Origin of the sequence: Zeimonas sediminis (genome assembly GCF_023721795.1) — a bacterium.
GTDB classification, from domain to species: domain Bacteria; phylum Pseudomonadota; class Gammaproteobacteria; order Burkholderiales; family Burkholderiaceae_E; genus Zeimonas; species Zeimonas sediminis.
On sequence record NZ_JAMQYE010000001.1, the window covers coordinates 715,390 to 730,977 of the forward strand.

General features: G+C 71.5%; 12 protein-coding genes. 2 read left to right on the forward strand and 10 right to left on the reverse strand.

Annotation, left to right across the window (positions count from 1 at the left end):
• The first annotated feature begins 85 nt into the window (after window positions 1-85).
• Window positions 86-3,307, forward strand: a complete 3,222-nt coding sequence (locus M6I34_RS03345) for an error-prone DNA polymerase (RefSeq protein ID WP_272484294.1) — start codon at window positions 86-88, stop codon at window positions 3,305-3,307.
• Between the two features lie 118 nt (window positions 3,308-3,425).
• Window positions 3,426-4,250, forward strand: coding sequence for a GGDEF domain-containing protein (locus tag M6I34_RS03350; RefSeq protein ID WP_272484295.1), 825 nt, complete (start codon window positions 3,426-3,428; stop codon window positions 4,248-4,250).
• A 14-nt stretch (window positions 4,251-4,264) separates the two neighbouring features.
• On the opposite strand, the gene M6I34_RS03355 is transcribed toward M6I34_RS03350, so the two are convergent.
• The 10 genes from M6I34_RS03355 to M6I34_RS03400 form a co-directional block, all read right to left on the reverse strand.
• The gene (locus M6I34_RS03355; RefSeq protein ID WP_272484296.1) at window positions 4,265-6,580 is read right to left on the reverse strand and encodes an NADP-dependent malic enzyme; all 2,316 of its coding nucleotides are present in this window, start codon (window positions 6,578-6,580) and stop codon (window positions 4,265-4,267) included.
• A gap of 119 nt (window positions 6,581-6,699) precedes the next feature.
• Entirely contained in the window at window positions 6,700-7,911 is a 1,212-nt protein-coding gene (locus M6I34_RS03360; RefSeq protein ID WP_272484297.1) for an O-succinylhomoserine sulfhydrylase, read from the reverse strand.
• Between the two features lie 46 nt (window positions 7,912-7,957).
• Window positions 7,958-9,487, reverse strand: a complete 1,530-nt coding sequence (gene purF / locus M6I34_RS03365; RefSeq protein ID WP_272484298.1) for an amidophosphoribosyltransferase — start codon at window positions 9,485-9,487, stop codon at window positions 7,958-7,960.
• 17 nt (window positions 9,488-9,504) lie between these two features.
• Window positions 9,505-10,005: a CvpA family protein gene (locus tag M6I34_RS03370; RefSeq protein WP_272484299.1), complete on the reverse strand. Its 501-nt coding sequence runs from the start codon at window positions 10,003-10,005 to the stop codon at window positions 9,505-9,507.
• Window positions 10,002-10,736, reverse strand: a complete 735-nt coding sequence (locus M6I34_RS03375) for an SPOR domain-containing protein (protein ID WP_272484300.1) — start codon at window positions 10,734-10,736, stop codon at window positions 10,002-10,004. The genes M6I34_RS03370 and M6I34_RS03375 overlap by 4 nt, the downstream gene beginning before the upstream one ends.
• Window positions 10,717-12,027, reverse strand: coding sequence for a bifunctional tetrahydrofolate synthase/dihydrofolate synthase (gene folC, locus M6I34_RS03380; protein ID WP_272486593.1), 1,311 nt, complete (start codon window positions 12,025-12,027; stop codon window positions 10,717-10,719). The genes M6I34_RS03375 and folC overlap by 20 nt, the downstream gene beginning before the upstream one ends.
• On the reverse strand, window positions 12,024-12,896 hold the full coding sequence (gene accD / locus M6I34_RS03385) for an acetyl-CoA carboxylase, carboxyltransferase subunit beta (protein WP_272484301.1): 873 nt from the start codon (window positions 12,894-12,896) through the stop codon (window positions 12,024-12,026). The genes folC and accD overlap by 4 nt, the downstream gene beginning before the upstream one ends.
• A gap of 13 nt (window positions 12,897-12,909) precedes the next feature.
• Window positions 12,910-13,728: a tryptophan synthase subunit alpha gene (gene trpA, locus M6I34_RS03390; protein ID WP_272484302.1), complete on the reverse strand. Its 819-nt coding sequence runs from the start codon at window positions 13,726-13,728 to the stop codon at window positions 12,910-12,912.
• Complete coding sequence (gene trpB / locus M6I34_RS03395) at window positions 13,728-14,927, reverse strand: tryptophan synthase subunit beta (protein WP_272484303.1); 1,200 nt, start codon at window positions 14,925-14,927, stop codon at window positions 13,728-13,730. The genes trpA and trpB overlap by 1 nt, the downstream gene beginning before the upstream one ends.
• The gene (locus M6I34_RS03400; RefSeq protein ID WP_272484304.1) at window positions 14,924-15,580 is read right to left on the reverse strand and encodes a phosphoribosylanthranilate isomerase; all 657 of its coding nucleotides are present in this window, start codon (window positions 15,578-15,580) and stop codon (window positions 14,924-14,926) included. The genes trpB and M6I34_RS03400 overlap by 4 nt, the downstream gene beginning before the upstream one ends.
• Between the last annotated feature and the right edge of the window lie 8 nt (window positions 15,581-15,588).

Here is a 15,588-nt window from a genome sequence, read left to right on the forward strand (position 1 = left end):
ATATACTGTATTTTCATACAGTCTTCATGGGCGGCCGTCGATCCGATTCGTCGATGCCGCCGCCGGTCCTCGCGCCCGATCGCCGATGCTTCCGCCCTACGCCGAGCTTCACTGCGTCAGCAACTTCTCCTTCCTGCGCGGCGCCTCGCACCCCGAGGAGCTGGTCGAGCGGGCGCAGGCGCTCGACTATTCGGCGCTCGCGATCACCGACGAATGCTCGCTGGCCGGGGTCGTGCGGGCGCACCTGCAGGCGCGCGGCGGCAGGCTGGCGCTGATCGTCGGCGCCGAGTTCTCGCTGCACGAGCTGCTGCCCTCTCCCGACCCGGGGCTGCCCTCGCCCGACCCGGGGCTGCCCGGCTTCCGGCTCGTCCTGCTCGCCACCGACCGCGACGGCTACGGCAATCTCTCGGAACTGATCAGCGCGGCGCGCATGCGTGCCCCGAAGGGCCGCTACCGGCTGGTCGATGACGACCTTCGCCACGGCCTGGCCGGCTGCCTGGCCCTGCTGGTGCCGCCGCCGGCCGTCGCGGTGTCGCCACCCGAGGCCTTCGTCGGGGCAGCGCGCTGGCTGCGCGAGCGCTTCGACGACCGGGCGCGGATCGGCGTCGCGCTGCACGCCCGCGGCCACGACGCCGCGCTGCTCGAGGCCGCGCGCGAGGCCGGCCGGCGTGCGGGCCTGCGGCTCGTCGCCGCCGGCGACGTCCACTGCCACCTGCGCTCGCGCAAGCCGCTGCAGGACACGCTGACCTCGATCCGGCTCGGCACCCCGGTGCGCCGGCTCGGTCACGCGCTGGCCTCGAACGCCGAGCAGCACCTGCGCAGCCGCCTGCGGCTGGCCCAGCTCTACCCGGCCGCGCTGCTCGAGGAAACGGTGGCGCTTGCCGAAAGCTGCCGCTTCTCGCTCGATTCGCTGCGCTACGAGTACCCCGACGAGATCGTGCCGCCCGGCGAAACGCCCGCCAGCTGGCTGCGCACGCTCGCGCTGCGCGGCGCCGCGAGGCGCTATCCCGGCGGCACGCCCGAAGCGGTCGCCCGGCAGATCGGGCACGAGCTCGCTCTGATCGCCGAGCTGCGCTACGAGCCCTACTTCCTCACCGTGGCCGACATCGTCGACTTCGCCCGCAGCCGCGGCATCCTGTGCCAGGGGCGCGGCTCGGCGGCGAACTCGGCGGTCTGCTTCTGCCTGGGCATCACCGAGGTCGACCCGGCGCGCGGCAACCTGCTGTTCGAGCGCTTCATCAGCCGCGAGCGCGCCGAGCCGCCCGACATCGACGTCGATTTCGAGCACCAGCGCCGCGAGGAGGTGATCCAGTACCTGTACGCGAAGTACGGCCGCGACCGCGCCGCGCTGGCGGCCACGGTGATCCGCTATCGCTCGCGCTCGGCCCTGCGCGACGTCGGCAAGGCGCTGGACATCGACCCGCGCGCGATCGAGGCGGTGGCCCGCGCGCAGAACTGGTGGGACCGTTCCCTGCGGCCGCAGGCGCTCGCCCACGCCGGCCTCGATCCGGCCTCGCGCAAGGCCCGGCTGTGGCTGGCGCTGGCCGCCACCCTGCGCGGCTTTCCCCGCCACCTGTCGCAGCACACCGGCGGCTTCGTCATCGCGCGCGACCGGCTGACCCGGCTGGTGCCGGTCGAGAACGCCGCAATGGCCGAACGCAGCGTCGTCGAGTGGGACAAGGACGACCTCGACGCGCTGGGGCTGCTGAAGGTCGACGTGCTGGCGCTCGGCATGCTCAGCGCGATCCGCCGCGCGCTCGAGCTGATCGGCGCGCGGCGCGGCCGCCCCTTCCGCATGCAGGACGTCCCGGCCGAGGATCCCGCCACCTACGAGATGATCTCGCGCGCCGACACGGTCGGCGTGTTCCAGATCGAATCGCGCGCGCAGATGAGCATGCTGCCGCGGATGAAGCCGCGCTGCTTCTACGACCTGGTCATCGAGGTTGCGATCGTGCGCCCCGGCCCGATCCAGGGTGGCATGGTCCATCCGTACCTGCGCCGCCGCCAGGGCCTCGAGCCGGTCGTGTTCCCGCGCGACGAGATCCGGCCGGCGCTCGAGCGCACGCTCGGCGTGCCGATCTTCCAGGAGCAGGTGATGCAGATCGCGATGCTGGCGGCGGGCTTCGGCGCCGGCGAGGCCGACGCGCTGCGCCGCGCCATGGCGGCCTGGCGGCGGCGCGGCGACCTGGGCGGCTTCCGGGACAAGCTGGTCGACGGCATGACCCGGCGCGGCTATGCGCCCGAGTTCGCCGAGGCGGTGTTCCGGCAGATCCAGGGCTTCGGCGAATACGGCTTTCCCGAGAGCCACGCGGCCAGCTTCGCGCTGCTGGTCTACGTGTCGGCCTGGATCAAGCGCCACGAGCCGGCCGCCTTCCTGGCGGCACTGCTGAACAGCCAGCCGATGGGCTTCTACGCGCCGGCGCAGCTGGTGCGCGACGCCCGCGCGCACGGCGTCGAGGTGCGCGGCGTCGACGTGCTGGCCAGCCAGTGGGAGAGCACGCTCGAAGGGATCGGCGTGCCCACGGCACCCGGGGGCGAACGCCCGCGCGAAGACGCGAACCGGCAGCCGGCGGTGCGGCTCGGCCTGGACCGGGTGCGCGGCCTGTCGCAGGCCGGCGCGCTGCGGCTCCTGGCCGCCCGTGCCGAGCGAAGCCGCACGCGGCCGGGCAGGCCGCCCTTCGACGACGTCGACGACCTGGCGCGCGCCGCCCGCCTGGATCGCCGCGACCTGCAGTGCCTGGCCGACGCCGACGCGCTGAGGGCGCTGGCCGGCCACCGGCTGCAGGCCGCCTGGGAGGTCGCCGCGATCGCACCGCTCCCTGCCCTGCTCGCCGACGCCGCGATCCGTGAGGCGCCGGTCGCGCTGCCCGAGCCCACTGCCGGCGAGAGCACGCTGGCCGACTATCGCTCGCTGGGCATTCCGATGGGCCGTCATCCGGTCGCGCTGCTGCGCCCGCAACTCGCGCGCCGCAGGGCCTGGCCGGCGGCCGAGCTGAGCCGGCTGCCGAACGGCCGCATCGTTTCGGCCAGCGGCATCGTCACCCACCGGCAACGGCCCGAAACCGCGCGCGGCGTCGTCTTCGTCACGCTGGAGGACGAGAGCGGCTCGATCAACGTGATCGTCTGGCCGCAGGTCTTCGAGCGGCACCGGGCCGAGGTCCTGGCTGCCAGGCTGATGACCGTCCGCGGGCTCTGGCAGCGCGACGTCGACACCGGCGGCCAGGTGATGCACCTGATCGCCAGGCAGGTGATCGACGACACGCCGCTGCTCGGCCGCCTGGTGCCTGCGAGCCGCGATTTCCGCTGATTTCGGCATCGTCGCAACGCGCGACGCCGCCGAACGGATCGTCCGGGACGCACGAGCGGCAGGCCAGGGCGCGCGCGATACGGGAAAATACCTAGCGACGAATCGAAGAGCCTCTGCCGTGCACCCTTACGAAGACGCCCCTCCCTCGGACTCGCCCCGGATCCTGGCCCTCTTTCGCCGGATGATCGTGAAGTTCGGGGTCGCCCGGTCGGTGATCGCGATGACGCTGACCAGCCTCGCGATGTCGCTGGCCGGCTCCGCGCTGTTGCGCACGCTGCTGGGTTCCGGCATCGAACAAAAGGACGTCGTCGTCGCGGCGTTGCTGCCGATGCTGATCGCGCCGCCGCTCGCCTGGATGGGCATCAACCTGATCAGCCGCCTCGACCGCAGCGAGCGCGCCCAGCAGCATCTGGCCACGCACGACTCGCTGACCGAGCTGTGCAACCGACGCGAGTTCTTCCAGCGCATGGCGCGCGTCCACGAGCGCGCCCACCGCGAGGGCCGGCCCGCCTGGCTGCTGATGCTCGACCTCGACCGCTTCAAGGCGATCAACGACGAGTGCGGCCACCTGGCCGGCGATCGCGCGATTCGCCAGGTCGCCGACCTCTGCCGGGCGGAAACCCGGCCCGGCGACGTGCTGGGGCGCTACGGCGGCGACGAGTTCGCGCTGGTCGTCGTGGGGCTGGACCGCGAGGCCGCCGGCTCGATCGCCGCGCGGCTGCGCCAGCGGATCACCGCCACGCCCCTGATCCTCTCGGACGGCCGGCGACTCGCGCTGAGCACGAGCATCGGACTGGCCGCCCTGGTGTCGCCAGACTCGCCCGGCCTGACGCTGGACCGGTCGATCGGCCAGGCCGACGACGCACTGCGCGAGGCCAAGCGCCTGGGGCGCGACCGGATCTGCGTCGCCGCCGGCGAGCGCTGCGAGCCGCTCGCGGCCTGAGCGCCGCGCCCGGCTCAGCCGCCGCGCGCGGCGTCGGCAGACACGTCGGCCACCGCCAGCGCGGTCATGTTCACAACCCTGCGCATCGTCGCCGACGGCGTCAGGATGTGCACCGGCGCCCGGGCGCCCAGCAGGACAGGCCCGACCGTCACGCCCTGCCCGCCGGTCACCTTCAGCACGTTGAACAGGATGTTCGCCGCGTCGAGGTTGGGCAGGATCAGCACGTTCGCGGTGCCGGTCAGCGACGACTCCATCAAGAAACGGCCGCGTACCTCCTCGGACAGCGCGGCGTCTCCGTGCATCTCGCCGTCGGCCTCGATGTCCGGGGCCATCTGCCGGAAGCGCTCGCAGGCCTCGCGCATCTTGCGCGCCGAAGCGCGCCGGCTCGAGCCGAACATCGAGTGCGACAGGAAGGCCACCTTGGGCGGCAGCCCGAAGCGGCGCACCTCCTCGGCGGCCATCATCGCGATGCCGGCCAGCTGCTCGGCGCTCGGGTCCTCGTTGACGAAGGTGTCGGCGATGAACAGCGTGTGCTTGTCCAGCATCAGCGCGTTCATCGCGGCCAGGCAGGGCGCATCGCTGCGCCGCCCGACGATCGCCTCGACGTGCTCGAGGTGCGCGTCGTAGCGCCCGACCAGCCCGCAGAGCATCGCGTCGGCATCGCCGAGCCTGACCATCATCGCGCCGATCGCGGTGTTCGACCGGCGCATCACGGCCTTGGCCACGTCGGGCGCGACGCCTTCGCGCGCCATCAGCTTGTGGTAGGCCTCCCAGTACTGGCGGTAGCGCGGGTCGTCCTCGGGGTTGACCAGCTCGAAGTCGCGCCCTGCCTGCATCCGAAGGCCCGCGCGCTCGATGCGCTGGGCGATGACGGCCGGACGCCCGATCAGCGTGGGCCTCGCCAGGCCGTCGTCGACGATCGCCTGCACCGCGCGCAGCACCCGCTCGTCCTCGCCCTCGGCGTAGGCGACGCGCTTGGGCGCGGCCTTGGCCGCCGCGAACACCGGCCGCATGAACATGCCGGTGTGGGTCACGAAGCGGCCCAGCGAGTCGCGGTAGGCGTCGAGGTCCTCGATCGGGCGGGTGGCCACGCCCGACTCGGCCGCGGCCCTCGCCACCGCCGGCGCGATGCGCAGGATCAGCCGGGAATCGAAGGGCTTCGGAATGATGTACTCGGGCCCGAACACCAGGTCCTGCCCCGGGTAGGCCGCGGCGACCTCGTCGCTGGTCTCGGCCTTGGCGAGGTCGGCGATCTCGCGCACGCAGGCGATCTTCATCTCCTCGGTGATGCGCGTGGCGCCGCAGTCGAGCGCTCCCCGGAAAATGTACGGGAAGCACAGGACGTTGTTGACCTGGTTCGGGTAGTCGGAGCGGCCGGTGGCCACGATGCAGTCGGGCCGCACCGCCTTCGCCACCTCGGGGCGGATCTCGGGCTCCGGATTGGCGAGCGCGAGGATGATCGGCCGCGCGGCCATCGTGTCGACCATCTCGGCGGTCATCACGCCCGGCTGCGAGCAGCCGAGCAGCACGTCGGCGCCGCGCACCGCATCGGCCAGCGTGCGGGCGTCGGTGTCGCGGCACCAGGGCTTCTTCGAGGCGTCGACCGACCCGGCGCGCTCCGCGTGCAGCACGCCCTTCGAATCGACGACCAGGATGTTCCCGGGTTTCACGCCGAGCGCGACCATCATGTCCAGGCAGGCGATCGCCGCGGCGCCCGCGCCAGAGGCCACCAGCCGGATCTCGCCGATGTCCTTGCCGACCAGCTCCAGGCCGTTTAGCAGCGCCGCCGACGAGATGATCGCGGTGCCGTGCTGGTCGTCGTGGAACACCGGTATCTTCATCCGCTCGCGCAGCTTGCGCTCGATGACGAAGCACTCCGGCGCCTTGATGTCCTCGAGGTTGATGCCGCCCAGCGTGGGCTCGAGCGCAGCGATGATCTCGACCAGCTTGTCGGGGTCGCGCTCGGCCAGCTCGATGTCGAACACGTCGATGCCGGCGAATTTCTTGAACAGGCAGCCCTTGCCTTCCATGACCGGCTTGCCGGCGAGCGGGCCGATGTCGCCGAGGCCCAGCACCGCGGTGCCGTTGGTGACCACGCCGACCAGGTTGCCGCGCGAGGTGTACTCGGCCGCCAGAGACGGGTCCTCCTCGATCGCCAGGCAGGCGTAGGCCACGCCGGGCGAGTAGGCGAGCGACAGGTCGCGCTGGTTCGCCAGCGGCTTGGTGGGCGTGACCGCCACCTTGCCGCGCGTGGGCGTGCGGTGGTATTCGAGCGCCGCGTCTCGCAGCGCCGCCTCGGCTGCCGTCAGGTTCTGGCCTGCCTTGCTCATCGTCGTCTCCTCTGGAATCCGGCGCGCCGGCCCCGGCCGGGCGCGATCGCGGCATTCGTTCACCGGATTCTAGAACGACGTGGCGCCGCAGATTATGGCGACGCCAGTCAAAGCAGCCGTTACTCCAGCCCGCGCGCCAGATCCTCGCAGATGTCGGCCGGGTCCTCGAGACCCACCGCCACCCGCAGCATGCCCTCGCCGATTCCCGCCTCGGCGCGCGCCGCGGGCGACATCCGGCCGTGCGTGGTGCTCGCCGGGTGCGTGATCGTCGACTTCACGTCGCCCAGGTTCGCGGTGATCGACAGCAACCGGCAGCCGTCGACGACGCGCCAGGCATTGGCGCGCCGCTCGGCGTCGCTTGCTCCGGCCAGCTCGAAGGCCAGCACCGCGCCGCCGGCGCCCTGCTGGGCGCGCGCCAGCGCGTGCTGCGGGTGCGACTCGAGCCACGGATAGCGCACCCGCTCGACGCCAGGCTGCATCTCGAGCCAGCGCGCCACGGTCAGCGCGTTCTCCGAGTGCTTCTGCATCCGGATCGACAGCGTCTCCAGGCCCTTGGCCAGCATCCAGGCGTTGAAGGCCGACAGCGTGGGCCCGCAATAGCGCAGCACCGGCTGCAGCGCGTCGTTCATGTACTTGCCGCTGCCGAGCACCGCTCCGCCGATCACCCTGCCCTGCCCGTCCAGGTACTTGGTGGCCGAGTGCACGACGATGTCGGCGCCCAGCTCGAGCGGGCGCTGCAGCGCCGGCGTGCAGAAGCAGTTGTCGACGACCAGCGGAATGCCGTGCCGCTTCGCGATCGCCGCGATCGCGCGCAGGTCCGCCACCTCGGTCAGCGGATTGGACGGCGTCTCCAGGAAGAGCATCCGCGTGTTCGGGCGGATCGCGGCCTGCCAGGCATCGGGGTCGGCCAGCGGCACGTAGCTGGTCTCCACGCCGTAGCGGGTGAACAGCGAGAACAGCTGGATCGTGGTGCCGAACACGCCCTGCGAGCACACGACGTGGTCGCCGGTCTTCGTGAGGCTCATCAGCACCGACATGATCGCGGACATGCCCGAGGCGGTCGCGCGGCAGTCCTCGGCGCCTTCCAGCGCCGCCAGCCGGTTCTCGAACAGCCGGACGGTCGGGTTGCCGAAGCGCGAATAGATGTAGCCCTCGGCCTCGCCGGCGAACTTGGCCGCCGCATGCTCGGCGCTGTCGTGCACGAAGCTCGAGGTGAGGAACATCGCCTCGGTGTGCTCGCCGAAGTGCGTGCGCTCGGTGCCCGCGCGCACCGCGCGGGTGTCGAAGCGATAGCCCGCTTCGAGGTCGTCGTTCTTGCTGTCTTCGCTCATGCTGTCGTGGCGCGCGGCGGGCTGCGCCCGCCGGCGCTCGTGGGGCTCAGTCCCGGACGACCGAGAACTGCAGGTTCATCTGGCTGCGCGGCGTGTCCTCCTCGGCCGACGCGGGCGCGGCGAGACGCTGCCGCTCGATCTCGTCCAGGTAGGCCGGCGACACGTCGCCGGTCACGTAGCGGCCGTCGAAGCAGGACGCATCGAAATCGCGCAGCGCGCGATTGACGTCGCGCACCGACTGCTTCATCTCCTCGATGCTCTGGTAGATCAGCGCGTCGGCGCCGATCGCGATGCGGATCTCGTCGTCGCTGCGGCCGTGCGCGATCAGCTCGCCGCGGGTCGGCATGTCGATGCCGTATACGTTCGGGAAGCGCACCGGCGGCGCGGCCGACGCGAAATAGACCTTGTTCGCGCCGGAGTCGCGCGCCATCTGCACGATCTCGCGCGAGGTGGTGCCGCGCACGATCGAGTCGTCGACGAGCAGCACGTTCTTGCCCTTGAACTCGACGCTCATCGCGTTGAGCTTCTGGCGCACCGTCTTCTTGCGCACCGCCTGCCCCGGCATGATGAAGGTGCGGCCGACGTAGCGGTTCTTGATGAAGCCCTCGCGGTAGGGGATGCCGAGCCGCATCGCGAGCTGCATCGCCGCCGGCCGCGAGGTGTCGGGGATCGGCATGACCACGTCGACGTCGCCGCGCCAGAGCTCGCGCGCGAGCTTCTCGGCGAGGTACTCGCCCATGCGCAGGCGCGCATCGTAGACCGACGCGCCGTCGATCATCGAGTCGGGGCGCGCGAAGTAGACGTACTCGAACACGCAGGGGCTGAGCACCGGCGAGTCCGCGCACTGCTGCGTGTGGAGATTGCCGTCGAGGTCGATGAACACCGCCTCGCCGGGCGCGACGTCGCGCACCAGCCGGTAGCCCAGGCCCTCGAGCGCCACCGACTCGGAGGCGACCAGGTACTCGGTGTCGCCCTGCTCGTTCTCGGCCTCGCCGTAGCACAGCGGCCGGATTCCCCACGGGTCGCGGAAGGCCACCACCCCCGCGCCCGCGATCTCGGCCACGCAGGCATAGGCGCCGCGCACGCGGCGGTGAAGGCCGCGCACCGCCTCGAAGATCGAAGCGGGATCGAGCGTGACGCCGCTGACCGCCGCCTGCAGCTCGTTGGCGAGCACGTTGAGCAGCACCTCCGAGTCGGACTCGGTGTTGATGTGACGGCGGTCGCGCCGGAACATCTCGTCCTTCAGCTGCTCGGAGTTCGTCAGGTTGCCGTTGTGGGCCAGCATGATTCCGAACGGCGCATTGACGTAGAAGGGCTGGGCCTCCTCGGAGTTGCTGGCCGACCCCGCGGTGGGGTAGCGCACGTGGGCAATGCCGCTGAAGCCCGGCAGCGAGCGCATGTTGCGCGTGCGGAAGACGTCGCGCACCAGGCCGTTGGCCTTGTGCATGTTGAAGGTCTTGCCCATCGCCGTGGCGATGCCGGCCGCGTCCTGGCCGCGGTGCTGCAGCAGCAGCAGGCCGTCGTAGAGCAACTGGTTGACCGGACTGCGCGAGACCGCGCCGAGAATTCCACACATGGTTCAGGCTCTCCGGTTCAGGTGCGACGGACCTTGCCCGAGCGTTCGCCGCCCTCGGGCAGCAGCGGATCGACGAGCGCGAGCATCTGCTCGAGCAGCGGACGCGAGACCGCCTTCTGCCAGGCGGCCTCCTGGTGGGCGCCGAGCGCCCTGCCCGCCACGGCCACCACGGTGACGATCAGCAGCGCCCTGGCCACGCCCAGCACCGCGCCGAGCGTCCTGTCGACGCCGCCCAGCCCCACCCGGGACAATATGCGGGAAAGCAGCACCCCGAACAACCTGACCGCGACCAGCAGGACGAAGAAGAGCAGCGCCATCACGAACAACGGATGCACCGTCCAGCCGCTCGCGTCCATGACCGCCGGCGTGAGCAGCGGCGCGCCCACCAGGCCGGCCACCCAGCCGGCCAGCGCGAACACGGTCTTCACCAGCCCGCTCAGCAGGCCGAGCGCGGTCGAGATCAGCAGCGCGGCGAGAACGAACCAGTCCCAGCCGGTCAGGGCACCGGGATCGATCACGGCAGCGTCACGATCGAGGAGTCGATGCCGACGAGCTTGAGCTTGCCGCGGGCGCGCTCGGCCGACTCGCGGTCGCTGAACGGGCCGACCCTGACGCGGGTCCTGGAGCCCGCCGAAGTATCGACCGATTCGGTGTAGGCGCGCACGCCGGCCTTGCGGGCCCGCTCCATCATGCTGCGCGCGCTGTCCGGATTGGCGTAGGCGCCGATCTGGAGCACGAAGCGGGCGGAGTTCGAGGCGCCCGGTCGGGCCGCCGCGGCACTGGCGGATGGCGCGGGCGCGGGGGCCGGCGCGGTCCGGACATCGGCAGGCTGCGCCGACGATTTCGCCGAGGAGGACGGCCTTGCCGGGGCGGGCGCCGGCGCCGCCTCCGCTACCGCAGCGGGCGGCTGCCCCGGCGCTGCCTGGCCGGAAGCCGGGGGCTCGGCCGGCGGCGGCGCCTGGCCGGCATCCGGCGAGCGCCCGGCCGCCACGCCGGCGGCGGGACTGGCAGCCTGCGGCTGGGCGTCCGGCTCGGGCGGCGGAGGGGGTTTCAGGGCCGTTTCGCGCGAGGGGATCTCGACCTCGACGTCGGGCGGCTGCTGGCGGGGTTCGGGGTCGAGGACCAGCGGCAGGACGATCGCCGCCGCCAGCAGCAGCGCGGCCGCGCCGATCAGGCGGCGCCGCGCTCGCTTCTTCTGGGCGAGCGCCGGATCGAGCGCGCTGCCTTGGCTACCGTTGCGCTTTGCCATGCCTGGAGCTGCGATTCGCGGCCGCCCGGCTTGCAAGGACGTCGGCCACCGTGAGGAAGGAACCGAAAACGACGATTCTATCATTCGCCCCCGCCCTCTCCCGCGCCGCAGCAAGCGCTTCGGAAGGCGAGCCGTGCACGCTGATCGACGCCTCCGACGAGCCTTCCGGCACGCCGGCCGCGCGCAGGCGCTCGGCGACCCATTCGGGACGCGCGGCACGCTCGCCCGGCAGGGCCGCGAGCAGCCAGTGGTCCACCCTGTCCTTCAGCGCGGCGACCATCGCGTCGACGTCCTTGTCGCGCATGACCCCGAACACCGCCCAGGTGTAGGGGAAGAAGCCCATGTTGTCGAGGTTGGCCGCCAGGTGGGCGGCCGCGTGCGGATTGTGCGCGACGTCGAGCACGATCGCCGGCTGCCCGGGCAGCACCTGGAATCGTCCGGGCAGCTCGACCACCGCGAAGCCCTGGCGAACCGCCTGCTGGGAGACCGGCAGCCGGTCGCGAAGCGCCTCGAGCGCGGCCAGCACGCCCGACGCGTTGAGCAACTGGTTCGCGCCGCGCAAGGCCGGATAGGCCATCGCGTTGCGCCGGCTGGCCCGGCCCGCCCACGACCACTGCTGGCGGTCGCCCGCGTAGTTGTAGTCGCGGCCGAACAGCCAGAGGTCGGCGCCGATCGCCTCGGCATGCTCGACCAGCGAGCGCGGCGGCGACGGATCGCTGCAGATCGCGGGGCGGCCGGCGCGGAAGACGTGCGCCTTCTCGAGACCGATCGCCTCGCGGGTGCCACCCAGCCACTCGGCGTGATCGATATCGATGCTGGTGACGATCGCGCAGTCGGCATCGACGATGTTGACCGCGTCCAGCCGTCCGCCGAGGCCGACCTCGAGGATCGCCGCGTCGAGGCCGGCGTGCTGGAACAGGCGCAGGATCGCCAGCGTGGAGAACTCGAAATAGGTGAGCGCGACGTCGCCGCGCGCGGACTCGACCGCCTCGAACTGCTCGGCGAGTGCCGCCGCCTCGGCCGGCCGGCCGTCGATGCGGGCCCGCTCGGCGAAGTCGACCAGGTGCGGCGAGGTGTAGGTGCCGACCCGGTAGCCCGCCTCGAGCAGGATCGCCTCGAGCATCGCGCAGGTCGAGCCCTTGCCGTTCGTGCCGCCGACGATGATCGTGGCGCACGGAAGCGCGAGGCCCATTCGCTGCGCGACGCCGCGCACCCGGTCGAGCCCGAGCTCGATCGACGCCGGGTGCAGGCGCTCGATGTGGGCGAGCCAGGAAGCGAGGTCCCGGCTCAGACGAGGGCCTCGGACGGTTGGCGCATCAGCAGCGCGAGCAGGTGCGCGATCTCGTCGCGCATCTGGCGGCGGTCGACGATCATGTCGATCGCGCCCTTCTCGAGCAGGAACTCCGCGCGCTGGAAGCCCTCGGGCAGCTTCTCGCGCACCGTCTGCTCGATGACGCGGGGCCCGGCGAAGCCGACCAGCGCGCGCGGCTCGGCGATCACGACGTCGCCCAGGAAGCAGAAGCTCGCCGACACGCCGCCCATCGTGGGGTCGGTCAGCACCGAGATGTAGGGCAGCTTCTTCTCGGCGAGCCTGGTCAGCATCGCGGTGGTCTTGGCCATCTGCATCAGCGACAGCAGGCCTTCCTGCATCCGCGCGCCGCCCGACGCGGCGATAGAGACGAAGGGCACCCTCTGGTCGAGCGCGGCCCGAACGCCGCGGGCGAAGCGCTCGCCGACCACCGAGCCCATCGAGCCGCCCATGAAGTCGAACTCGAAGCACGCGGCCACGACCGGAATCGCCCTGATCGACCCGCTCATCACGACCATCGCGTCGGACTCGCCGGTGTCGCGGACCGCTTCCTGCAGTCGCTCCGGGTACTTGCGGCTGTCCTTGAACTTCAGCGCGTCGACCGGCTGCACTTCCTGGCCGATGTCGTGGCGTCCCTCGGCATCGAGCAGCATGTCGAGCCGGCGGCGCGCGCCGATCCGCATGTGGTGCGAGCACTTCGGGCAGACGTTGAGGCTGGCCTCGAGGTCGGCCGAATAGAGCACCGCGTCGCACGACGGGCACTTGACCCAGACCCCCTCGGGCACCCGCTTGCCTGCGGCACTGGCGGCGCGCTTGATGCGCGGCGGCAGCAGCTTTTCGAGCCAGGACATTCGATCGCTCCCCTCAGGCGCCGGCCTTCGCCGCGTAGCGTTCGTCGAGCGCGCTGCGGATGCTGCCGAGGAACTCGCCGACCCGGCGCGCGGCCTGGTCGGGCGTCCCGTCCTCGAGCACCTGGATCAGCTTGGTGCCGATGATGACCGCGTCGGCCGACTCCGCGACCGCGCAGGCCGTCTCGGCATCGCGGATCCCGAAGCCCACGCCGATCGGCAGCGCGGTGCGCGCCTTTATCGCGGCGACCCGCCTGCGCACGTCGTCGCGATCGAGGGTGCCGCCGGTGATGCCCTTCAGCGACACGTAGTAGACGTAGCCGCTCGCGAGCGACAGCACCTGCCCGATCCGGTCCTCGGTCGAGGTCGGCGCGAGCAGGAAGATCGGGTCGATGCCGCGCGCCCGGGCGGCCTGCGCGAAGGCCTCCGACTCCTCGGGCGGGTAGTCGACCACGATCAGGCCGTCCACGCCGGCGGCGGCAGCCTCGTCGAGGAAGGTCTCGACGCCCATCCGCTCGACCGGGTTCGCGTAGCCCATCAGCACGATCGGCGTCTCGTCGTCGTCGCGGCGGAACTCGCGGACCCAGCCGAAGACGTCGCGCAGGCCGACCTTCTGCGCGAGCGCGCATTCGTTCGAGCGCTGGATCGCCGGGCCGTCGGCCATCGGGTCGGAGAACGGCACGCCGAGCTCGATGACGTCGGCGCCGTTGCGCGCGAGCTCGCGCAGGATGTCGGGCGTGCACTCGCGGGCCGGATGGCCGGCGGTCACGAACGGGACCAGGGCCTTGCGGCCGGAGGCGGCCAGCCGGGCGAAGGTGTCGGAGATGCGAGACATCAGAACTGGATCCCCGCGCGTTGCGCGACCGTGTGCATGTCCTTGTCGCCGCGGCCCGACAGGTTGACCAGGATCAGCTTGTCCTTCGGCAGCGTGGGCGCGAATTTCGCGGCCCAGGCCAGCGCATGGCTGGATTCCAGCGCCGGGATGATGCCCTCGATCCGGCAGCAGTCGTGGAAGGCCTTCAGCGTTTCGTCGTCGGAGATCGGCACGTACTCGGCGCGCCCCGAGTCCTTCAGCCAGGCGTGCTCGGGGCCGACACCCGGGTAGTCGAGGCCGGCCGACACCGAGTGGGTGTCGATGATCTGGCCGTCGGCGTCCTGCAGCAGGTAGGTGCGGTTGCCGTGCAGCACGCCCGGCGTGCCGGCGGTCAGCGAGGCCGCGTGGCGCCCGGTGTCGAGTCCTTCCCCGCCGGCCTCGACGCCGACCAGCTTCACGCCCGGCACGTCGAGGTAGGGATGGAAGATCCCGATCGCGTTCGAGCCGCCGCCCACGCAGGCGACGACGTAGTCCGGCTGGCGGCCGGCCATCACCGGCATCTGCTTCTTGCACTCCTCGCCGATCACCGACTGGAAGTCGCGGACCATCATCGGGTACGGATGCGGCCCGGCGACGGTGCCGATGATGTAGAAGGTGTCCTCGACGTTGGTCACCCAGTCGCGCATCGCCTCGTTCAGCGCGTCCTTCAGCGTGCGCGAGCCGGATTCGACCGGCACGACCTCGGCGCCGAGCAGCTTCATCCGGTACACGTTCTGCGCCTGGCGCGCGACGTCTTCGGAGCCCATGTACACGACGCACTTCATCCCGAAGCGCGCGGCAACGGTGGCGGTGGCCACGCCGTGCTGGCCCGCGCCGGTTTCGGCGATCACGCGCGGCTTGCCCATCCGCTTGGCGAGCAGCGCCTGCCCGATCGTGTTGTTGATCTTGTGCGCGCCGGTGTGGTTCAGGTCTTCGCGCTTGAAGTAGATCTGCGCGCCGCCGAGCATCTGCGACCAGCGCTTCGCGTGGTAGATCGGCGTGGGCCGCCCGACGAAGTGCTCGAGCTCGTCCTTGAACTCGGCGACGAACTCGGGGTCGACCCGGTAGCGGTCGTACGCCTGGCGCAGCTCTTCGAGCGCGTGCACCAGGGTCTCGGCGACGAACACGCCGCCGTACGGGCCGAAGTGGCCTCGGGAGTCCGGAAAATCGTAGGGCTTCATCGGGTCGGTGTCTGGCACAGTTTCGCGTCGGCGCGCAGCACTTCGGCCACGAACCGCTCCATCCGCGCATGTGCCTTGCGGCGCGGATCGTCGGACTGGATGCCGCTCGACACGTCGACCGCCGACGGCCTGACCGACGCGATCGCGTCGGCGACGTTGTCGGGGGTCAGCCCGCCCGACAGGACGATCGGGAGCGGGCGCTGCGCGGGAATCCAGGACCAGTCGAAACCGGTGCCGCTACCGCCATAACCGTGGCTGAACGAGTCGAGGAGCAAGGCTTCGGCCTCGCCGAAACGATCGAAGGATTCTAGCAAAACGCCGGGCGAGCGCATCCGGACGGCCCGCCACCAAGGAAGGCCTTCGGGCACCGAGGCGCGGCACCGGTCGGGCGACTCGTCGCCGTGGAACTGGACGACGTCGAGCCCCACCCGCGACGCCAGGCGGCGGACCTCGTCCGGCTCCTCGTCGACGAACAGGCCGACCGCCGAGACCCACGAAGGCAGCGCCCGCCGCAGCGCGGCCGCGACATCCTCGTCGACGTGGCGAGGGCTCTTGCGATAGAACACGAAGCCGGCCGCGTCGATGCCCAGCGCGGCGGCGTCGCGCAGGTCGCCGGCATCGGTGAAGCCGCAGAACTTGATACGGGTCCGCATCGAATGCA